Annotated in this window: 15 protein-coding genes; 3 read left to right on the plus strand and 12 right to left on the minus strand. The window is 67.1% G+C overall.

What is annotated here, in order from left to right; all coding sequences use genetic code 11:
• Positions 1-10: 10 nt before the first annotated feature.
• From C2U58_RS00350 to C2U58_RS00395, 10 genes are all read right to left on the minus strand, one after another.
• Positions 11-739: a DNA-formamidopyrimidine glycosylase family protein gene (locus C2U58_RS00350; protein WP_102944068.1), complete on the minus strand. Its 729-nt coding sequence runs from the start codon at positions 737-739 to the stop codon at positions 11-13.
• Positions 732-1,466 (minus strand): DUF72 domain-containing protein, encoded by a 735-nt coding sequence (locus tag C2U58_RS00355; protein WP_102944069.1) that lies wholly within the window; start codon positions 1,464-1,466, stop codon positions 732-734. The genes C2U58_RS00350 and C2U58_RS00355 overlap by 8 nt, the downstream gene beginning before the upstream one ends.
• Before the next feature lie 4 nt (positions 1,467-1,470).
• On the minus strand, positions 1,471-1,905 hold the full coding sequence (locus C2U58_RS00360; RefSeq protein WP_102944070.1) for a pyridoxamine 5'-phosphate oxidase family protein: 435 nt from the start codon (positions 1,903-1,905) through the stop codon (positions 1,471-1,473).
• Between the two features lie 79 nt (positions 1,906-1,984).
• Positions 1,985-3,352, minus strand: coding sequence for a hypothetical protein (locus tag C2U58_RS00365; RefSeq protein WP_102944071.1), 1,368 nt, complete (start codon positions 3,350-3,352; stop codon positions 1,985-1,987).
• Positions 3,353-3,407: 55 nt separating this feature from the next.
• On the minus strand, positions 3,408-6,464 hold the full coding sequence (locus tag C2U58_RS00370) for a TonB-dependent receptor (RefSeq protein ID WP_216362365.1): 3,057 nt from the start codon (positions 6,462-6,464) through the stop codon (positions 3,408-3,410).
• Between the two features lie 71 nt (positions 6,465-6,535).
• Entirely contained in the window at positions 6,536-7,597 is a 1,062-nt protein-coding gene (locus C2U58_RS00375; protein ID WP_102944072.1) for a FecR domain-containing protein, read from the minus strand.
• On the minus strand, positions 7,594-8,085 hold the full coding sequence (locus C2U58_RS00380) for a sigma-70 family RNA polymerase sigma factor (protein ID WP_070206809.1): 492 nt from the start codon (positions 8,083-8,085) through the stop codon (positions 7,594-7,596). The genes C2U58_RS00375 and C2U58_RS00380 overlap by 4 nt, the downstream gene beginning before the upstream one ends.
• A gap of 79 nt (positions 8,086-8,164) precedes the next feature.
• Positions 8,165-9,301, minus strand: coding sequence for a metallophosphoesterase (locus C2U58_RS00385; RefSeq protein ID WP_102944257.1), 1,137 nt, complete (start codon positions 9,299-9,301; stop codon positions 8,165-8,167).
• A gap of 113 nt (positions 9,302-9,414) precedes the next feature.
• Positions 9,415-9,834, minus strand: a complete 420-nt coding sequence (locus tag C2U58_RS00390; RefSeq protein ID WP_102944073.1) for a DUF1801 domain-containing protein — start codon at positions 9,832-9,834, stop codon at positions 9,415-9,417.
• Between the two features lie 32 nt (positions 9,835-9,866).
• Positions 9,867-10,295, minus strand: coding sequence for a DUF1801 domain-containing protein (locus C2U58_RS00395; RefSeq protein ID WP_102944074.1), 429 nt, complete (start codon positions 10,293-10,295; stop codon positions 9,867-9,869).
• A 137-nt stretch (positions 10,296-10,432) separates the two neighbouring features.
• On the opposite strand from C2U58_RS00395, the gene C2U58_RS00400 reads away from it, so the two are divergent.
• The 3 genes from C2U58_RS00400 to C2U58_RS00410 all read left to right on the plus strand — a co-directional run bounded on the left by C2U58_RS00400 (position 10,433) and on the right by C2U58_RS00410 (position 14,227).
• On the plus strand, positions 10,433-11,002 hold the full coding sequence (locus C2U58_RS00400) for a TetR/AcrR family transcriptional regulator (RefSeq protein WP_102944075.1): 570 nt from the start codon (positions 10,433-10,435) through the stop codon (positions 11,000-11,002).
• A 115-nt stretch (positions 11,003-11,117) separates the two neighbouring features.
• Positions 11,118-12,179, plus strand: a complete 1,062-nt coding sequence (locus C2U58_RS00405) for an MBL fold metallo-hydrolase (RefSeq protein WP_253256610.1) — start codon at positions 11,118-11,120, stop codon at positions 12,177-12,179.
• Positions 12,180-12,232: 53 nt separating this feature from the next.
• Positions 12,233-14,227: a hypothetical protein gene (locus C2U58_RS00410; RefSeq protein ID WP_146033375.1), complete on the plus strand. Its 1,995-nt coding sequence runs from the start codon at positions 12,233-12,235 to the stop codon at positions 14,225-14,227.
• Between the two features lie 14 nt (positions 14,228-14,241).
• Here the strand turns inward: C2U58_RS00410 and C2U58_RS00415 are convergent, their stop codons facing one another.
• A complete protein-coding gene (locus C2U58_RS00415; protein WP_102944078.1) occupies positions 14,242-15,867 on the minus strand; it encodes an arylsulfatase in 1,626 nt (541 codons plus the stop codon).
• A gap of 96 nt (positions 15,868-15,963) precedes the next feature.
• Positions 15,964-22,092 (minus strand): autotransporter outer membrane beta-barrel domain-containing protein, encoded by a 6,129-nt coding sequence (locus C2U58_RS00420; RefSeq protein ID WP_102944079.1) that lies wholly within the window; start codon positions 22,090-22,092, stop codon positions 15,964-15,966.
• Between the last annotated feature and the right edge of the window lie 69 nt (positions 22,093-22,161).

The following is a 22,161-nucleotide window of genomic DNA, read 5'->3' on the forward strand; positions in this document are numbered from 1 at the left end:
GGCAGGCGGCTCAGTAACGGACCTGGCAGTTCGGGCAGAAAAACGTGCGCCGCTTGCTTTTGCCTGGATAGGTCTTTGAGACCGGCCCGCCGCAGTTGGGACACGTTCGTTTCGTGTGGATCTGCCAGTGTTTGCGCAGCTCGAAGGCACGCTTCCACTCAAGGAATCTGAAACTGTACTCACGTGCGTCAGTGATGACCCTGCCCAGCACCCGCGGCGGAAGGTCGCCAATCCGCGACTCGGGGTGCACGCGCTGGCGGAACAGCACTTCGTTCTTGATGATGTTGCCAACCCCGGCGAAGAGGTCCTGGTCGAGCAGCGCATCGCAGACCAGCGTCTCCGGCTGCAATTTGAGGCGGCGCCGCGCCAAGCGGGGGTCCCACGCGTCGTTCATCACGTCGGTGCGCCAATCGTAGGTATCGTCCAGCGGTCCTTCGATGTACTTCAGCGAAGAGGCGTAGATGTTGAGCTCGCCGTTGTCGAACTGCAACGAGACACGAGGCGGCGCGGGCTTGCGCTCGTCGATGCGGTAACTCCCGAACATCAGCATGTGCACGCGCAGGCTGAAGCCGCTGAACTCGATCAGGAAGTGCTTACCCCAACTGCGCAGGGACAACACACGCCGGCCTTCCATGCGGGTCAGGTCCAGGCTGCTGTTGCCGATGGCGCGGCGTACGGTCTTCCGACGGAACTTCGCCGCAGCCTCGCGCAGGATGACGATGGAAGGGCCCTCAGGCATCGGCGGTGAGCTCCTGAAGACGTGCAGCGTTGGCAACGGCGAAGCCGTGCGCTGTGTTGTCGAAGATGACCCACGGCGGCGACGCTGCCACCGCCCCCATCTGATCGGCCAGGCCGACGAGCGCAGTTTCGCCGTAGTCGCTGTAGTACATGCGCGGCGATCCGTGCCAGCGCCAGTAGCGCCAACAGGACGCGCCGCCTGGATGCGCGGCCGACGGTACCCGTGCAGGGTCCACGCCTGCGCGCGCAACATCGTGGCGCAGCAGCAGCGCATCGGCAGGTGCAGTGAACCAGCTGGCGTGCCGGGGTTCGCAGACCAGCGGCACGGCACTGCGACGGCGCAGTGCGCGGAAGAAGCTGGCGGCCCTGCGCGGATCCAGTGCCAGCGACGGCGGGAGCTGCAACAGCAGCCCGCCCAACTTGGCGCCGAGCCCCAGGGATTCATCGAGGAAACGATCCAGCAAACTGCCCACCCCGACCAGGCCCGAATCGTGGGAAATGGTGCGCGGCATCTTGACCGAGAAGCGGAACGTGGCGGGTACGGTGGTCGCCCAGCGCTCGTACGTCGCGGGTTTGTGCGGACGAAGGAAAGAGGAGTTGATCTCCACCACCGGGAATCGGGTGGCGTAGCGTGCCAGCATGCTGTCGCCCGGCCCGAACAGATCGGCGTACCGGCTGGGGATGGACCAGCCGGCACAGCCGATCAGCGGGCGGATGATGCCAGGCATGGGTTCAGACGCGGATTTCGCCCTGGTCTTCGCCGTCCCAGTAGTGGATGCGGTGCGCGTGGACGTGGATCAGGACCAGGCCGGGCGTATCGATGCCCTGTTCGAACCAGCGCTCGAGGCTCTTCTGCCAATGCTCGCGCATGACCTCCTTGTCCCGTACGAGGCGTGCCTTGCCCTGCACGAACACGAACAGCGGCGGCTTGCCGAGCAGGCCCTTGCTGCCGGTGAAGCTGAGCGCGACCTTGGGTTCGGCCTGCAGTTCGCGGACCATGTCGGTGCTGTCGAGGGCGAAGAACCAGCTGTCGCCGTCGTAATCGACATCGCCATTGTTGCTCATCGGCCGACCTGCGATCTCGCCGTTGTCGGCGAAGGTCTGCAGCATGGTGAAGTCGATGCCGGCCATTTTCTTGGCCAGGTCATGCAGGGTCAGGGTGGTCATCGGCTGCTCTCGGTAGGTGATGCCTCCAAGGGTCAGGAAGCCGCCGTGACCACCCCGTGCACGCCTGCTGGCGCGGTCTTCACCGCGTGATGAACACCGGGTTCGAATAGAACCACAGGTCCTGCCAGGGGTCTTCGCCCTTGATGTCGGCCAGCGGCGTGGGCTCGTCGGTATTGGTGCCGCGTGCGCGCACGAAGCCACCACCCGCAGGTGCGGGCAGCTCCCAGGAAACCTGGTACCACGCCCCTTCCCGCTTCCATTCCTTCGCGGTGAACCGGCGGGTCTGCATCTGCGGCGATTCCGCGCCGCCACTGCCGACGATCAGCTGGATCTGCCGCAACATCGGGTGCTGGCCCATCGCGTTGGTCGCTTCCGGCCTGCGCACCCGCAACTGAATCCGGATCGGGGTGCCTGCGGCGACGGACAGCGTCTCGCCCATCCGGGCCGTCGCGGCGCCGTCGGCAGCCTGCACGCTGAATTCCATCGCGTCGATCAGATCGCCGGTTACCGCGAACATGCGACCGCCTCGAACGCCCTCGAGAATGTCGTCCGCTTCAGGACGCGCCCACACGTACGTCTTGCTGTACTCACCCGGATCGAAATCGCTGCCACCATCGCGCTGGTTCACGTGCGAATCGGAACTGGCGGTGATCCAGAACCGGGTGCCCGCGGCCAGCATCTGGTCCCACACCCCGCCCACCTCGGTGGTCATCTGGTCGAAACCACCCAAGGTCGGCGCCGCCGCGTTGCGGTACAGGCCGCGCTCGGTGCGGGTGGCCTGGTGGCCGGGTGCGCCTTCCATGCCGACCAGCACCTGGGGTGCCGTGGCGTGCCACGCGATCAGCTCGGCCGGCGTCACTTCGCCCCACTGCCCTGCCCCGGTCGCAGTGCGCGAGGGGTGGTTGACCAGCATCAACGGCAGCGGTTGAAGGCCGCGCATGTGGTTCAACGCATCCAGCATGTGCTGATGGGTATCGCGGCTGCCTTCCTGCAGCGGCTCACCGCGGCTGTAGTCGCGCTCGATGGCAAACAACTGCTCGCCTTCCTTCGGACCGGGCGCAATGATCAGCGAAGCATGCTCACCGGCCGGCACGTCGAACTCCATGCCGTTGAACTGGATCAGGTCGGGCACGTCGCGACGGGCCTGCAGCAATGCGGGATACGCATGGTCGCGGGTCACCGCAGAGTGCCCGGGGCCACCGTGGTCGGTGTGCACCATCCACCGCAGGCCGAAGTGGCGCGCCTGCTGCGCGTTGCGGCTACGGGTGTAGGACGAATCGCCCCCGCGGATCGGGGTGGGCGGCGTGGTGCTGCGGTCCCAGTCCACGCTCCATTCGCTGTGGACGTGGTGGTCGCCGGGCTGCCAGTCGCGGCCGGCGCCGGGGTCCGTGTTGGCCGCACTGGCCAAGGCCGGCGCGAGCAGCGCCAGCAGGAGAAGAGTACGCATGAAGGTTCCTTGCAGGCCCCTGCCTGCCGCGCGGCGACAGGCAGGGGGAGATCAATCAGAAGTCGGCACGCAGGCCCAGGCTGATACGGCGGCCGGAGGCCTCGTACATGGTCGGGAACGACGGGTCCATGGTGTAGCCGCTGGTGATCTCGTTGGTGAGGTTGATGCCCTTCAGGCTGACCTTGATGTTGTCGGTGATCCGGTAGCCGATCGACACGTCCATCTGGCCATACGCATCGCGCCAGATCGGGTACATGTCATAGCCGATCGACTCCACGTACTCGTCCTTGTGGTTGTAGGACACACGTGCGTCGAAGCGGTCGTTCTCGTAGTAGGCGGTGAAGTTCCAGGTCTTCTCGGACAAGCCCGGCATCGGGGTACGGATGCCCAGGTCGGACTCGCCGGCCAGCGAACTGTCCAGCATGGTGTAGTTGGCATTGATGCCGAACCCTTCCAGCACCGGCGTGAACATCCCCAGCGGCAGCTGCGCGACCAGCTCCACGCCGTCGACCTGGTAGGAGCCCTTGGCGTTGACCGGTTGGTACACGTCGAAGTCGAAGATGCCGTTCAGGGTGCCGTTGGCGTTGTACACCGCTACGTCTTCGACTACGCCGGTGAGCGAGTTGATCACCACGCCATCGATGTTCTTGCGGAAATAAGACGCGGCAAACAGCGCGTCGTTGTCCAGGTACTTCTCCAGGCCCACTTCCCACTGCTTGGCATAGGTCGGCTTCAGCTCCGGGTTGCCGTCGGTGAAGCGGTACGAGCCCCAGCTGGCGGTGCGCTTGTAGGCGATGTCGGTCAGTGCCGGGCGCATCATCACCTTGGACGCCGCCGCGCGCAGCAGCAGGCCCTGCGACAGTTCCGCAGTCATGTTGAAGCTCGGCAGCAGGTCGTCGTAGCTGCCGTCCTTGGAGACCGGGGTGTCGGTGTAGCCGGTACTGCCGTCCGGGCGCTGGATCGGGTGGTAGCCGAACGAGTTGACCTTGGTGTCCACGTAACGTGCGCCGGCGTTGATGGTCACCGGCACGTGGCCGATGTCGAACGCGAAGTCGGTCATGGCGTACACGCTCATCACCTTCTCGTCGACCTGGTAGAACTGGCCGGCGTCGAACGGGGTGTAGAAGCCGTCATAGCGGAACGCGCGGCGTGCGTAGTCGTTGGAGATCTGCTGCCAGTCCAGGTCCTTGATGGTGTAGCCGCCACCGGGGACGATGTCGCCGATCGACTGCAACGGGCTGTCGGCCATGGTGCGGGTGTTCACCCACGCGCTGCTGCCCGGGCCGGGACCGGTGATCTTCAGCTCGCCGTACTGGCGCTGCTTGGAGCGGTCGGTATAGCGCGCGCCGAATTTGACGTCGCGCAACGCCGGCAGGAAGGCCAGGTCGAGCATGCGGGTCACGTTGACCTGGGCGGCGTACTTGTCGTCGTCCACTTTCTCCAGCGTGGTTTCGTAGGCCTCGAACAGGTACTTGTCGGAGGCGTTGTACATGTCGAAACCGCCCGGGGTGCTGGGAACGGTCTCGCCGCTACGACCGGTCCAGCGGGTGCGCGACGGTGCGTAGGCCACGTGCTTTAGATTGGAGTAGTCCGAGGTCTTCTCCGCGCCCGAGTAACCGGCCATGGCGTCCACGTACCAGTCCTGGCCCTTCCAGTCCATGGCGACGCTGTACTGGCTGTAGTCGGTCTTGTTGATCCGCTCCTTGCTCAGCATCTCGTGCTGGGTGGCGGTGTAGGAGACATCGCGCAGGACCACCATGCCGTACTCGGACAGGGTGGTGGCGTCGTACTCGTGGATGGTGTCCAGGGTGCTGCGGCTGGAGGCGGAGTACGCCGCCGCGTCGTATTCGTCTTCAGTCGCGTCGTAGCCACCGAGCATCGCATCGAAGGTCAGGCTGAAGCTGCTGCTCGGCTTGTACTGCAGCGAGGCGGTGGCGCCCCACTTGTCCTGCTCGTTGAGGTACACGCGGTCGCCCACCTTGTCCTGGAACACCACCAGGTTGGTTTCGTCCGTGTTGTTGCGGTTGACGATGTTGACCCCGGCGTCGCGCGCCAGCACCGCCTGCGCCTGGGTGCCACGGGTGCCGGAGGCGCTGAGGAAGCGCGACATCGGGCGGAAATTGATGCCCGAGGTGGAATCGGTGCGGTTGGTGCGCTTGGACTGCGAATACGACACCAGGCCGCCCCAGTCGCCCCAGGTGTCGGCGGCCAGGAACGCGAAACGCGGGTCCACCTTTTGGGAGATGCTGTTGTGCGCGGCTTCGGCCGACACCACCAGCTTGCGCTCGTTGTAGTCGAACGGGCGCGCGGTGCTGATCTTCACCGAACCGGCGATGCCACCTTCCTCGCCGGCAGCGGTCGGCGACTTCTGCACCGTGACCTGCTGGATGATCTCGGAGGCGAACATGTCGAACTCGACGTCGCGGCCACCGCTGCCCGACGCGGTCGCCAGGTCGTTGATCGAGACCATCGTGTACTCCGACGGCAGGCCGCGCACATTGACCTTGGTGCCCAGCCCCTTGCTGCGTTCGATGGTCACGCCGGGAACGCGCTGCAGCGCTTCGGCGAGGTTCTGCTCCGGAAAGTCGGCCACGTCGGTGGCGACGATCGAATCGGAAAAGCCGATGTTGGTGCGCTTCAGGTCAACCGCCTGCTCCAGGCTGCGGCTGTAGCTGCCGGTGACCTGGATGGTTTCCAGGTTCTGCGGATTGACGCCTTCGACAGTGGCGGCGGCCTGCAGCGGTGCGGCGTCGGTGCCTGCCACGGCCATCGGCATGACCATTCCCGAGCTCGGCTCGGTACCGACCGCGTCCGACTCAATGGTCACGGTGGTTTCGTTGAGATAGCGGTAGCGCAGCCCGGTACCGGCGAGCAGGCGGCCCAGTGCCGCATCGGCGGACAGCCCGGCCGGCACCGCCGGCGTGCGCGGGTTGCCGGCAGTCTGCGTGTTGTAGACGAACTGCAGCCCGGTCTGGCGCGACAGCGCGTTGAGCGCCCGGTCCAGCGGCTGCGAGGCGATGGCCTCGGCGGAAACACGGGTGGGTTCGGCAGCAGCGGTGGTCGCGGTGACCTGCAGGGCAAGGGCGATCGAAAGGAACAGAGTGCGGCGCATCGTGGGATCCAGTGAGGGAATGGCGGTGGCTTTCCCCAACTACGAGGCCGCAGTGCGCGGATCGGGCACCGTTATTTCGATGAATTTTTTTTGACAGCGTCGAAGCCAGGCGTCCGCATCCGCACATGGATGAGGCCGCCCTGCTGCGAGGTCTGCAATGCCGGTTGCTGGTCGAGGAAGGCGCGCAGCGAGCCAAGGTCGTCGGCGCGCAGGTTGCCGGTGATGCGCAGCATGCCGGCGTCGTCGCTGACCCGCAGGCGCTGCGTGTTGCGCCGGTTGAAGCGGTCGGCCACGTCGCGCAGTGGTTCGTCGCGGAACACCACGCGGCCCTGCCACCAGGCGGTCATGCTGGCCGCGTCTTCGTCGAGGATCTGCACGCGCTGGTCGCGGTAGTCGACCTGCGCAACCTTGCCTGCCCAGAGGTCGGCCAGCAGGCGGCCACGGCCACTGTCGCCGCGCACCTGCACCCGGCCTTCGCTGACCGCGATGCGGGCCTGCTCACGCTGCAGCGAGACGTCGAAGGTGGTGCCGATGTCAGTCACCTTCAGCCCGCCGGCATGCACCGCGAAGGGGCGTCGGCCCGGTGCAACCACGAAACTGGCCTGTCCGCGCTCCAGTTCCACCCGGCGCGCGAACAGGCTCATGCGCACTGACAGTTCACTGTCGGCATCGAGATGGACCAGGCTGTCGTCGCTCAGCCGGATCTGTTGCGGTTGACCGTGCGCGGCAACGTAATGGCTGGTGCGCGGCCAGGCCATCGGCGTGCCGATGCCGACCGCCATCACCAGCGCAGCGGCTGCGGCAAGGCCCGGCAAACGGCGCCTGCGACGCTGCGGCGGCGCGGTCGCAGTCGCGCCACGCACGGGCAGCTGCACCACGTTGTCGTCGGCGCTGCGCGGCACCGGCGAGGCCAGCAGGACGTCCAGGTCGTCGGGCATCGCGCGCAGCGCCTCGCCCAGCGCACCGGCGGTTTCGCTGATGGCCAGGTACTCGCGCAGATGCTCGGGCGAGACCAGCAGCCAGTCCAGGAAGGCGCGCTGCTGCGCAGGCGACACATCGCCCTGTCGTTGCAGCGCGTGCCAGTGCGCGGCGGCCTGGGTCAGCGCGGCGGGGTGCAGCGTGGGCCCGCTCATCGCAGTGCCTCCTCATCGCCCATCGCGCGGCGACATACCGAGAGCCCGCGCACCACGTGCTTTTTCACCATGTGCGGCGAGACCCCCATGCGCTCGGCGATCTGCTTGTAGCTCAGCCCGTCGCGGTACTGCATCACCAGCACCGCGCGGGTGTGTTCGGGCAGCGTTCCCAGCAGTGCCTGCAGGCGCTGGCGGCGCTGTTCGCGTTCGGCGGCGTCTTCCACGCATTCCCCGCTGGCCAGGCCCTGGCCCAGCTGTTCGATGTCCTCGATCGGCAAGGTGGCCCAGCGCCTGCGGCTGGCCTGCTCACGCGCCAGGTTCAGCGCGACGGTGAACAGATACGCCTCGGGGTTGGCGATCGACTCACCAGGCCCCGCATGCGCACGCAGCAGACGCAGATACGTCTCCTGCACCAGGTCTTCGGCGTCCTGTCGCGCCCCCCGGCGCACGAAGAAGCCCCGAAGCACCGGCGCATGTTGCTCGAACATCCGCGCCAGCCGCCCTCTTGCCTGCTCGGCCACTGTGCCGCCCCACCCCTGAAGTGCGGCGCAAGGTAAGCGCTGCGTGTTACGGGGTCGTGACGGCGGCGCGCAGGGTGAACACGGTGATTTCCGACGGCACGCCGATGCGTGCCGCGAAGCCCGGCCACAATCCGGCGCCGTTGCTTACGTACAACGTCATTCCGTTCACTTCATAGCGGCCCGAGACGTAGCCGCCATTGGCGCGCTTCACCAACTGATCCATGCCGACGATGTGCCCGCCATGGGTGTGTCCGGACAGCTGCAGCTTCACGCCCTGCGCGGCGTTGGCCACCGCTTCGCTGGGACGATGGTCAAGCAGGATCACTGGCGCCTTGGGATCTGCACCGTTCAGGGCGGCCTTCATGTCCGGCATCGGCAGGCCGTAACGCGCGGCCACCGGATCGGTGACACCGGCGATGGTGAGCGACGCGCCGTTGCGGGTGACCTGGGTATGGCTGTTCTCGAGTACCGTCATGCCCAGGCCGCGGAAGGCCTGCATCCACTGCGCATACTGGCCGTAGTACTCATGGTTGCCGGTGATGGCGATTACGCCGTCGGGGGCCTGCAGCTGGCCCAGCGAGCGCACGTCGTTGGCGCGCGCGCGCACGCTGCCGTCGACCAGGTCGCCGGTGATCACCACGAGGTCCGGCTTCAACGCGTTGCTTTCGGCCACCACCTGGGCGACCCAGTCACCGGTGAGCAGGCGGCTGGCGTGGATGTCGGTGAGCTGCAGTACCCGGTAGCCGTCGAATGCCGCCGGCAACCCGGCGATCGCGACATCAACCTGCCGCACCTGCGGCACCGCCATGCCCTGCTGCACGCCGTAAATGCCGAGCGCCAGGGCCAGCACACCTGCGGCCGGACGCAGCCAGCTGCGACGCAATGCGTCGGCAATGCGCGGCTGGCGCAGCAGGCGCGCAAGCAACAGCAGGATATCCAGCGCGAGAAGGAAGACCGCGACCAGCAGCAGCGCGGTGAAGCCACTGGCCAGGGTGGCGATGGCGACCTTCGGAATTTCCGGCGAGGCCATGGTGCCGGCGAACCGGGCCACGATCCGGTGGTGCAGCGCCAAGGCCAGCACCAGCAGGCCCAGCGGACCCCGCACCGACACCGGCACCCGCAACGGCCAGATCAGCCGCCACACCACGTACAACGCAAGCACTACTCCAACAACACTCAGCACAGGCAGTTCCAGGTTCAATGGGGGACGCACGGTCGCCCGCGGCGATCATGCAGCGCACCATCTTTGCCCAAGTTGATTGCCGCTGCCACCGCATGCGGATGGAAAGGTGGGTTTCAGCGCTTGGCCTTGGTGGCATTGAACGCCACCGCCGCTTTGATGAGCGCCTTCAGCGCCGCCTCGTTGATCTTGCCGCCCTCGTGCACATCGATGGCACGGCGGGTATTGCCGTCCAGGCTCGCATTGAACAGCCCGGCCGGATCGGGCAGCGCGGCACCGTGGGCGAAGGTCATCTTGACCGCTGCCTTGTAGGTCTCGCCGGTGCACAGGATGCCGTTGTGCTCCCACACCGGCACACCGCGCCACTTCACCGTCTCCATGACGTCGGGCACGGCCTTGTGGATGACATTGCGGATTTTCGCCAGGGTGGCACCACGCCAGTCGTCCAGCGCCGCGATTTTCGCGTCGATCTGGCTGGCGGCGTCGACAGGTTCGGGAGTGAGGATCGGTTTGCTGCTGGCGGAAGCACGGGGCATGGCGGTGTCCTGGCAATAGCGGATGGCAGGCGCTACATGCGCTCGCCGGGAAGCCGGCTGGCCTGCTTCACCCAGCGGGTGAACTGGGCCATGTCCAGCGGGATGTCCTCGAACACGTGCAGGTAGCGGGTGTCCTGGCTCTTGGAGGATTCCGGCGGCATCGGGTCGAGCGACGCGCCCCGGAAGAACGCGACTTTGATGTAGCGCGCGTAGCAGTGCATGCTGAGGAACCAACCGTCCTTGCCTTCGGCGGCGTACAGCGGCGAGTTCCATTTCACTGCCTTGCGCAGGTTGGGGACCGCAGCTACGACCAGGGCGTCGAGTTGTCGGGCGCTTTCCTGCTTCCAGCCGGGCACCGCTGATATCCAGGCCTGCACCGGGGCGTCGCCATCGCCTTTGGGGATCTGGGGATTGCCGCCGGCGAGCAGGCGCGGAGATGTGGCGGTGTTGGAGGTGGCCATCTGGATCGCCTCAGCCGGGCAGAGCCCGGCTCTACGGGTCCATAGTGCCTGAACGGACGCCCAAGTCGACCGGTAATGGACTTGATCCGGGCGGGGATAAGACCTATAAATGAGCGACCACTCAGCTAATTACTTCCTTGGCCCGCCCGCTCAGCGACGCAAAACGTACCGCCATCCTGGATGCTGCCGCCCGACTGGTGGCTGCGCAGGGCGTGGGTGCGTCGACCGCGCAGATCGCCAAGGCGGCCAAGGTGGCTGAAGGCACGGTGTTCACGTACTTCGAGACCAAGGACGTACTGCTCAACGCGCTGTTCGTGCGGTTGGAAGAGCGCCTGGCGCTGGCGGTGGCCGGTACCTTCCCGGCTGACGCCGAGGTCCGCGGGCAGCTGCTGCATGTGTGGAAGGCGTTGCTGGTCTGGGGCGCGGCGCATCCGGTGGACCGCATGGCGCTGCGCCAGCTCAAGGTGTCCGAGCGGATCACCGACTGCACCCGCACCCATTGCGCCGGCCTGTTCGGCACCACCCTGCAGACCCTGGAAGCGAGCCTGGCCCGGTACGTGGATCCGGAGCGGCTGTCGTTCTATCTGGGCCGGGTGCTGATCACCCTGCTCGAAACCACGCTGGAAGCCATGGCGGCCCAGCCGGAACAACGCGAGGTCCTGCAGCAGGCGGGCTTCGACCTGTTCTGGAAGGGCATTCAACGTTGATGTTTTGTGTTTTTAAGTGAGTGCTTACGCACTCACCTACCTCGCCAGCCTCTGGAGACGCATGCGCATTCTGTCCTTTCTCGCTGTCGCCTTCGCCCTTGCCATTCTGATCGGGATGACCCTTAAAGTGCCTATCGCCTCCTACCAAACGTCGCCGCAGCGTGCGGACGACCAGTTCACCAACGTCGTGGCCAAGCCCAGGGAATCGCTGGGCGCCACGATCAAGCTGTTTTGGGAATTCTTCTTCAACCGCCCGTCCGGCACGGTGCCGGACGTCGCCACGCCGGTACGTGCGCTCACCGCGCAGGCGCTGGCCGAGGCCCCGGACCGCAGCGTGTACCGGTTGGGCCACTCGACCCTGCTGATCAAGCTGCGTGGTGGCTGGTGGCTTACCGACCCGGTGTTCTCGGAGCGCGCATCGCCGTTCCAGTGGATCGGACCGAAGCGCTTCCATGCCCCGCCGATCGCGCTGGAAGACCTGCCGCCGATCCGCGGCGTGCTGCTCTCGCACGACCACTACGACCACCTGGACCGCGCCACGGTGAAGTTCCTGGCCAGCCGCGTGGGCGTGTTCCTCACCCCGCTGGGCGTGGGCGACCGCCTGGTCGACTGGGGCGTATCGCGCGACAAGGTGCGCCAGTTCGACTGGTGGCAGGAAACCGAGGTGGACGGCGTGCGCTTCGCACTCACCCCCACCCAGCATTTCTCCGGCCGCGGGCTGCGCGACGGCAACAAGACGCTGTGGGGCTCGTGGGTCATCATCGACAACGACCTGCGCGTGTTCTTCAGCGGCGACTCCGGCTACTTCGACGGCTTCAGGAAGATCGGTGAGCGCTACGGGCCGTTCGACGTGGCGTTCGTTGAGACCGGTGCCTACGACGCCAAGTGGCCCTACGTGCACATGCAGCCCGAGCAGACCGTGCAGGCCCACCAGGACCTGCGCGGCAAGTGGCTGGTGCCGATCCACAACGGTACCTTCGACCTGGCCATGCACCGCTGGGAAGAACCGTTCGAGCGCGTCAGCGCGCTGGCGGCGCAGCGTAGTATCGCCCTGTCCACGCCGGAAATGGGCGAACGCCTTGACCTGGCCGCACCGCATGCCGGCACGCCGTGGTGGCGGGCGATGAAGGCCGAGGCAGAGGCGCGCCGGAACACGCCGATTGCAAGCGCGCAGTAAGCGACAGGACAGAGGCGGATCCGGGCCGCACGGTATCATTGCGCATGCCTGCCGTGCCTTCCCCCGCCGCCTATACCCTGCCGTTGAGCGAAACCGCACTGCGCGCGTTTCTGGACACCGGCGCGATTCCAGTGACCGCGCTGGAGCGCGCCGGGCTGTTTGCCGCCGCGCTCTGCCAACAGCGCCCGCATCATCCGGCTGCGCTGACCCGGTTGCTCGATGACGCCTGCGCGCTCTTCGTGGCGCAGCCGGAGGCAGCCGCGGGGCAGTTCCAGACGGTACGGGCGGCCTTGCCGCTTGACCCCCTCGCCTGGCTGCACGCCCTGGCCGCGCAGGGCGTGGTGCTGGGCCCGGACGCAGTGGTGGCGCGCTACGCGCAGGCCTCGCCCGACGCCTATCCGGTGGATGCATTCCAGGCCGACAGCCAGGTCACCTTGGAGCCGCACACACTGCGCTTTGCCACCGAAGTTGCGTATGCCGAAGAAGGCCACGTGGCCGACGACCGCCTGCGCGCACCCGCGTTCGTAGAGCGGACGCATTCCTATACCCAGGAACAGGCGCGTGCGCTTCGCGCGATCATCGCCAACGATGACGAGCACATCGACCTGGACGCCTACGCCGGCGCCGGCAAGACCCACCTGATCCTGCAGCTGCTCGACAGCGGCGCGCGCCGCTACACCTACATCGCCCCGCGGGCCGGCCAGGTACAGGCCTTCCGACAGCGGCTCAGCGCCGCACTGCCGGTCCAGGTGGTCTCGCAGATCGCATTCGCCAACCACGTCGCCGGTGACGCGTTCCGCCGGGGCCTGCTGCGTACCGCCTGGCGACCCGTGTTCCAGATCAGCAAGCACGCGCTGCGCGACATCGCCGCGCGCATCGAGCTGCAATCCATCGGCTCTTTCGCGCCCGCCAGCGTACTGCGCATCGCGCTGGAAGGCATTGCCACCTGGTGCCGTTCGACGACCCTGCAGCTTGCGCCGCGCCACTTTGCGCGCGCGGTGCCGTGGACGGTGATCGACAGCGCTGCGCTGCTGGCGGCCGCCGAGCACGTGTGGCGCAGCATGTTCGACCCGCAGCTGCAGCGCCATGCGCTGCTCAGCGTTAACGTGGACCACATCGGCAAATGGCTGGCGTTGCACCAGGTCAGCGTGCCCGCCAGCTGGGGCACGCTGCTGATCGACGAAGGCCACGACCTCAGCCCGGCGTGGAAAGCCCTGCTTTCCAGCTACGAAGGCGCGGTGATCAGCCTGGGCGATCCCAACCAGCGCCTGGTCGGTCACGCGCCGCGCTTTGCCACCGGCATGACGCTGGAGATCGACCAGTCGGTCCGCCAGGGACGCCTGGTGGAAAAGCTGGTCAACGAGACGCTGGCGCTGGATCCCGGAAACCGCTACGAAGCGCCGTTCGTCGGCTCGGCGGACCAGCCGACGCTGTCCAGCACCTACAGCGCGTGGAGCGACGTACCGGTCTCTGGCGCGCGCATTTATGGCAGCCCATGGCGGCTGCTGGAAGAAGCGCAGCGACTGGCCGCAGCGGGGGCTGCTTTCTCCATCCACCCCGATTCGTTGGCCACGCTGGGCCGCGAGGTTACGCGTGGCGCGGAAGCCTATCGCGAGCTCACCGCACACGGTGGCAGCAGCCAGCGGTGGGAAGACCTGCTGGTCGAGTGCGAGGAACAGGACCTGACGCAGATCCCGCGCATGTTCATGCGCGGCTACAACCGCGAACGGTTCGTGGAACTCACCGGGCGCCTGCTGCCCTTCCACGACGCAGCGTTGCAACTGATGCTGGTGGAGCACGCGAAGAATGCCGAGTTCGCCAGCGTGGCGATGTCGCGCTGCTGCTTCCGTACCGGCTTCACCCGCCAGTACGCACACAACCCGGTGCGCGCGGCATACACCGCGATGACCCGCGGCACCCGCCAGTTGTGGCTGCCGGGCGATGCGCTGGAAGAGCTGCAGCTCAGCATGCAGCGCTATCACGAGCGCCGCACCGAACAGCGCCGCAGCAAGGCGGCGCCACCGGGTCGACCGTACAGGGGCGGCTGAGCCGCGCCTGCGGCTCAGTCCTTCGACGACATCGCGCTCATCTTGGCCAGCGCGTCATCGATGGTGAAACTCCCTGGCTCCTGCACGCGCGGGTACTCGACCAGGGTCTTGGCGAACTGGTCGGCGATACCGAACGCCGCGAACAGCAGGTAGTCGTGGTACAGGAACCACTCGTAATAGCTGTTGGAGGTGATGTCGGCGTACTCGTACGGGTCGGTGCGCAGGTTGAACAACTTGGGCAATCGCAGCGTGGTGAATGGCTCTGCCCAGATCTGCATCGTGCCCCGGCAACGCTGTTCCATGAACACGACCTTCCAGTTGTCGTAACGCATGGCCAGCACGTCGCCGTCGTCGCTGAAGTACATGAACAGCTTGCGCGGGCTCTCCTTCTCCTTTCCAGTGAGATAACCGAGCAGGCTGGTCCCGTCGATGTGGTTGCGGAAGGTCTTGCCGTTGGCGGTGTAGCCGGTCTTGAGCTCTTCCACCACCTGCGGCGCACCGGCCATTTCAAGGAAGGTGGGCAGCCAGTCGTGGTGCTGCACGATGCCGTTGGCGATGGACCCGGGGGCAATGTTCCCCGGCCAGCGCGCCAGCAGTGGAATGCGGAAGGCGCCCTCCCAGTTGGTGTCCTTCTCGCTGCGGAACGGCGTGGTGCCGGCGTCCGGCCAGGAATTGCGGTGCGGCCCGTTGTCGGTGGAGTACAGCACCAGGGTGTCTTCAGCGATGCCCAGCTCGTCGAGCAGGTCGAGCATCTCACCCACGTTGCGGTCGTGATCGATCATGGTGTCGTGGTACGGCGACTGCCACCGCCCCGCCTGGCCCAGGCTCGACTTCTTGGTGTGGGTGAACATGTGCATGTGGGTGGTGTTCAACCAGACGAAGAACGGCTGGTCGTCCTCATGCTGGCGCCGGATGAACTTCTGCGCCGCCGCCACGAACTCGTCGTCGCAGGTTTCCATGCGCTTCTTGGTCAGCGGGCCGGTGTCCTTGATCTTCTGCTTGCCTACCTTGCCCCAGCGCGGTTGGTCGGTCGGGTCGTCCTTGTCCTGCGCCCAGCAGTGCAGCACGCCACGCGGACCGTTCTGCTTGCGGAAGTTGGGGAAGTCCTGCTCCGGGAAATAGTCGTACATTTCCGGCTCTTCCTCGGCATTGAGGTGATACAGGTTGCCGAAGAATTCATCGAAGCCGTGCACCGTGGGCAGGTACTTGTTCAGGTCGCCCAGGTGGTTCTTGCCGAACTGGCCGGTGGCATAGCCCTGCTCCTTGAGCAGCTCGGCGATGGTCACGCTTTCGGGCTGCAGGCCCTCCTTGCCGCCGGGGCGGCCCACCTTGGACAACCCGGTGCGGTACACGCTCTGGCCGGTGATGAAGGACGAGCGCCCTGCGGTGCAGGACTGCTCGCCGTAGGAATCGGTGAACATCATGCCTTCGCGCGCGAGACGGTCGATGTTCGGGGTCTGGTAGCCCATCAATCCATGGCTGTAACAGCTCAGGTTGCTGATGCCGATGTCATCGCCCCAGATCACCAGGATGTTGGGGCGCTTGCCGGGCTTTCCTGGCTTGGCGCCGCCGGAAGTGGGCCCCTTCTTCGCGGCAGGCGACGCCTTGGGCGCCGCCTTCTTTGCACGTGCTGTTGCCATGGAACTGCTCCTTGCGGATCGACCCTGACAGCATCGCCCGGCAGCACCACCGGGCCAATGCTGACTTCTACGCAGAGCGCGCCAGTATTTCTACTGTCAGAAGCTGTACGTCAGGCGCGCCAGCCCGGTGTTGGCATCGAAGCCCTGGCCCACTTCCTTCACGTACTGTAGCGACAGGTTGAGGTGGTTGGAGCCATACAGATCGGCACCTACCGCGAAGCGACCGATCGTGCCCGGCCCCGCCGTGGTGACATCGAACGACTGACTCTGCGGCTGGTCGGCAAAGCGCGCGGTGGTGGTCCAGTCGCGGTTGTTGCTGAACTCGGCCGCAGCGCTGGCGAACGGGCGCAGCGTCACGCCGTTGTTGAAGTGCACGCTGTTGCCGAGCTCGACACCCACCACGCCGATCAGCGCGGTGTCTGCATTGCCCTCCACGGCCAGGCGGAACGGCGAATTGCCATCTTCGGTGAATGCCCTGTTTTCCACGCGGATGGCATGGCCTTCCACGAACGGGCGCACAAAGCCCTCATGGCCTACCGGCACGCTGTACGCCGCACGCAGGTGCGCGCCGGCCTGCCACTGCTTCGGACTGGCCTTGGCTTCATCATCGAAGCCAGCCACCGACACGTCGCGGGTGGAGCGGTATTTGCCCGATGCCGCGTCCAGCCCGCCGGAAAGTTCCATCCTGCCCGCGTCGTACAGCAGCCCCACCCCGCCCAGCACCGCGTCGCCATTCACCCGTGCGCTGCCGTCGGCGTCGCGCAGGCGGCTGTTCTCATAGGCCAGCGAACCGGTCAGGGCCAGGTCGGGCGACAGCTGCAACTGGCCGCCGGCCTGGAACGCCGATGCGTCGACCTTGTAGCCCAGCGCGTCGTTGGTTTCCTTCTGCTCCGAGCCATTGGCGATCACCCTGCCCCAGCCACAGCTGTCCGTGCTCTTGCTGGCCACCGGCGCGCTGGAGCAGCCGCCATACAGGTTCACGGCGAAGTCGCGGCTGCTGCTGACCCGATACGCGCCGAAGGCACCCAGTGTCTTGCCCGACATCGCCGCCAGGCTGCGCTCGTATTCGGCGCCGTCGGCCACGCTGCTCAACCGGGTGAAGCCGGTATCCATCGCCGCGCCGCTGTCGAAGATCGACTGCAGGTTGTTGCCGACCGCGCGCTTGTTGGCGCCCATGCCCGCCGCCTGGGCACTGAACAGCGCGCTCGGGGTGACCCGCAGGTTCTGTCCGTCGGTGTCGAAGCGGTAGTCGAACAGGTGGTCGTTGCGCACCGCCGCCAGGGTTGGATCCAGCTGCAGGGCGCCGGTGGCGCTGGCCAGCGTCACCGTGTTCCGGCGCATCAGCGTGGGGCGTACCTCGACCGTACCGGCAATGGTCGCATCGCCGTCCACGGTCAACGGCGTGGCGGCCTTGCCGGAGAAGTCCGCGGCCACGACGATGCGACCGCCGGCGTTGTTGCGCAGGTTGCCCTGCACCGCCAGCGGCGTGACGCGGATGTCCATCACGCCGTTGTTGGTCACCCCGCACTTGCCCACGGTGACGCTGTCACCGGCGTTGAAGGTGCCGTTGTTGGTGAAGCAACCGGTGCCGCCGCCATTGGTGAGCAGCACGTCACCGCCCATGGTGCCGTTGTTGATCACCTGGGTATCGCCCGCGGTGCTGTACACCGCGACTGCATTTGCCTGCGAACCGTAGGTGTACAGCGTGCCGTTGTTGGTGACCGTGTTGACCACCGGCGTGCCGTTGCTGCCGTTCTTGCCGGTACCACCATGGTCGATGTAGACGCCGGCTGAGCCGCCATTGGGCGAGGTGGCCACCGATTGCTGGCCGGCAGTGACCTTGCCGGTGGAGGCGATGGTAATGCTGATCGGCGCGTTGGAGGCACTGTCGCCCATGCTCTGCGCGACGATGCCGGCCGAGCCCGAACCAGTGGCCGATACCGTGCCATTGATCGTGGCAGTGATTGCCGCGCCGGTGCCGGTACCGCCGGCGCTGCCCATGTAGATCGCGTTGTCGGTGATGACGCGGCCACCGCCGCCGCCCAGCGACTGCAGCAGCATCGCCGGAGCATTGTTGCCGGTGGTGCTGATCGACGCGCCGGCGTCCACGGTGGCATTGATCACGCCGCCGTTGCCCGAGGCATTGCGACTCCCACTGAAGTACTGCGGTGCAGCCGCCAGGCTGGTCTGCCCGGCAATCCCACCGGCCAGGCCGCCGCCCCCGCCGATCGACTGTGCCAGCACGCCCACCGCGTTGGCGCCGGCGGTGCTGATCGCATCGCCCACCGTTACCGACAGGCCGCTGTTGCCGGCGGTCGGGCTGTTCACGCCGTCATTGTTGACGCTACCGGTGGTCTTGCCGGAGCCGAAGAAGTCGGCCACCGTGCTGCCGCTGACCGTGCCACCCAGCTGCAGGCCACCGCCACCGCTGATCGACTGGGCCAGGATGCCGTGGCTGTTGTCGCCCTTGGTGGTGATCGAGCCGCCCGTTGCAGTGGTGACATTGACCAGGCCGCTGCCGCCGGAGGCTTCACCGCCGCTGCCGCCGAACTTGAACATGACGTCGTAGTCGCCCCCCTTCGCGCTGGCGCTGCCGCCGGCGCCTTCCAGGTCGCTGGCCAGGGTCTTGGCGATACCGCCACCGCCGGTGATGGACTGCGCGATGATGCCGCTGGAATCGTGCGCCGCCGTGGAGATCGCGCCGCTGCTGGTCACCTTGGCCTGCCCGGAGTCGTAGCTGGCGCCGCCATTGCCGCCGACCGACAGCGAGATCGACTTGAACGCGCCATCGTTGGCGTCGTCGTCCCCGGAGTTCTTGCTGCTGGCCTTCACCGAGGACGCCGACACGCCGCCGACGCCACCGCCGCCGGCAATCGATTCGGCCACGATGCCTGCCGCGAGCGCGCCCTTGGTGTAGATCGCGCCGGTGTTGTTGACGATCACCTGGCCACCGTAGCCACCTCCGCCACCCGAGCCACCCACGGACAGGTTGCCGCTGTAGTCGTTGGTCGAGGCGGTGCTGGCCGCGCCGCCCTTGCCGCCACCGCCGCCGACGGCCTGGGCCAGGATCGCGTCGGCGTGGTTGCCCAGCGTGGCGATCCCGCCGTCGTTGGTCACCGTGACCAGGCCCGCCGTACCGCCACTGCCGCCGGAGGCGCCCAGCGCGACCGAGAGCTGGATGCTGGTGGACTCGTTGTCATCGTTGGTCTCGCCTTTCGACTCGGCGGCGTCGTTGAGGTCGTCGTCCAGGTCGCCGTCACCCACGGCTGCCAAGCCCGCGCGCGCCGCCACCTGCGAGGTGCTGTCGGCCAGCAGGCTGTTGGTGAAGCTGACCGCGTTGTTGAGGCCCAGATAGTCATTGAGCGCCGCGGTGCCATTGGCATCATAGGCGGCGCTGAGCGTACTGGTCGCGGTGCCCGCGTTGCTGCCCTTGTTGCCACCGGCGCCGTCGGACTTCCTGCTGGCGATGTTGGAGCCGGCCTTGCCGCCGACGCCACCACCGCCGCCGATCGACTGCGCCACGATGCCGTTGGCGTCTGCACCGAAGGTCACCACCGTGGACGTTGCGTCGTTGTGCACCGACACGCCGTCGATCTCATTGCCGTTGCCATCGGTGTGGTACGTGTTGCCGCCCTTGCCGCCGTTTGCGCCCATGGTCACGGTGGCCACGTACTCGCCCTTGGCCGATCCGGCAGCACCGCCGCCTGCGCCTCCGCCACCGCCGATCGACTGCGCGCCAATGCCGAACGCACCGTCGCCCAGCGTGATGATGGAGCCGTTGATGTTGTTGGCGGTGGCCGCATAACCATCGCCCCCGGCGCCACCGGTACCTCCCATGGTCAGCGTGGTGGATATCTTGGTTTCACCGCCGGTCGCCGAGGCCTGGCCATCGCCCGTGCCACCGGCACCACCGCCACCTCCGACCGACTGCACCAGCAGGCCCGCGGCCGATTCACCGGTGGTCAGCACCAGGCCGCTGTTGGTCCCCGTCGCCGCGCCGCCGTCACCGGCGGTGCCGCCCTTGCCACCCAGCGCCATCGAAGCACTGATGTCGAACTCGCCACCGGTGGCGGTCGAGGCCGACGACGAGTCGCCACCGGCACCGCCGCCGCCGCCGATCGACTGCGCGAGCATGCCGACCGCGCCCTGGCCACCGGTGGTGACCAGGCCGGTGTTGGTGGCGGTGAGCAGGCCGCCACTGCCGGCCTGGCCACCGGAACCGCCGAGCGAGGCGCTCAGCGAAATGCTCACGTCTTCGGCGGCGTATACCTTCGACTTGGCGGTGGATGCACCGCCGGCACCCCCGCCACCGCCAATGGACTGCGCCAGGATGCCGTAGCTGTCCGAACCGTCGGTGCCGATGCGCCCGTCGTTCTGGGCCAGGGTGCCGGTGCAGCCGCTGCCGCAGGCATCGCCACCAGCGCCACCGCTGCCGCCGACCGCCATCGAGGCACCGAAACCGGCGGACGTGGACTTGCTGTAGGCCGAACCGCCCTGGCCGCCACCGCCACCAATCGACTGCGACAGCAGCCCTGGCGCGTGCAGGCCGTGGGTCAGCACGGTGCTGCCGGCCTGGCTGGTCAGCGACGCACTGTAGCCGTCGCCACCGCCACCGGCCGAACCGCCGATCACGTACTGCAGGCCGACACTGTCGCCGCTGGCGTCGCCGCCCTTGCCGCCACCGCCGCCGATGGACTGCACCGCCAGGCCGTCCGAACCGAACCCGAAGGTTTCCACGTTCGACTGCAGCGCAACGGTGGCGCTGTTGCCGTTCACGCCGTTTGCGCCTTCGCCACCCACTGCGAAAATTCCTTTGGAAACGCCACCGGAGCCACCGCCGCCGCCGATCGACTGCGCCAGCACGCCCGGTGACCCTTCAAAGTCGGTCGGGTCGACATACGAGCCGGTGCGTGCCAGCAGGCCGCTGCCGGTCACCGACACCGTGCCTGCGGTACCGCCATCGGAACCGGAACCGCCGTTGGGCCCGATCACGAACTGCGAGGGCGTACCGCCGTCGCCGCCATTGCCGCCCAGCGACTGCACCAGCACCGCAGGCGCGTAGGTGCCGTTGGCGGCGATGGCACCGCCACTGCCGGCGCTGCCATCGATGACCAGGCTGGCATTGCCGCCATTGCCGCCAGCGCCCGCGTTGCCACCGGAGCCGCCGGAGCTGTTGCCCTGGCCGCCGGCGCCGCCCTGCGACAGCACATGCAACGCCGCGTCGTTGTCGCCGGTTTCCACCATGATCACGTTCGACGCCACGGTGACGCCGACGTTGCCGCCGTTGCCGGCCAGGCCGCCGTCGCCGCCCTGCGAACCGTCCACATCCTCGGCGGAACCGCCGTTGCCGCCATTGCCACCCACGCTCTGGACCATCACGCCGGCGGTGCCCACGAAGCCGTTGTTGGCGTTGTTGCTGGTGTTGGTGAAGCTGGCGGTGACCGTGCCACCGTTGCCACCAATGCCGTCAGTCGCGTCGGCGCCCTGGGAATTCAGCCCGGTGCCGTAATCCCGGCCACGGCCGCCTGCGCCGCCCTGGCTCGACACCAGCACGCTGCGGAAGTTCGAATGCGTGTAGCCATCGAGCGTCGCGTTGATGCTGCCGCCCACGCCGCCCACGCCGGAGGTGCCGTCTTCACCGCTCATGTTGCCTTTGCCGGCCGCGCCGCCTTCGCCACCCAGCGAGATCAGGGTGATGCCGCTGATGCCGTTGACCGTGTCCTGCGACAGCGAGGTGACCTGCGGCCCCACCGAGACGGTCAGCGCGCCACCGCTGTTGCCCAGGCCGCCGTTGCCGCCGACCTTGTCGAACCCGCCTGCCGTGGCATCCGAGCCCTGCGCACCGGCGCCACCGATGCTCACCGAATTGATCGGCGAAGAGGCGAGCAGCAACTGGTTCTTGCTGTTGTAGGCGGAGTAGTCGTACAGCGTGGGGTTCAAGCCCACCACCAGGTTGATGTCCGCCGCCGGGCCACCGGGTCCGCCGGTGTAACCGTTCTTGTCGTCGAAGATCGGATCCCAGCCGGAACTTCCCGCCGGCGAGCCTGCGCTGCCATTGGAGTTGAGATAGCACGAGATGTGGCCGTTGACGCTGTACAGCTGGCAGCCGTCGGCCAGTGCGACGCCGGGGGCGGCAAAGGTCGCCAGGCCGGTGGCGGCGAGCGCATTCATCAACGCCAGTGACAGCGCGCGGCGGTTGGGACGGGCAATGCGGTACGAATTCATGACAGGGCTCCAGGAGGGTGAGCAGAGCCTAGGCAGTGCCGGCCGGCGCCTCTTGACCTGGATCATGTC

It is taken from the genome of Stenotrophomonas sp. VV52 (genome assembly GCF_002893095.1).
Classification (GTDB): Bacteria; Pseudomonadota; Gammaproteobacteria; order Xanthomonadales; family Xanthomonadaceae; genus Stenotrophomonas; species Stenotrophomonas aracearum.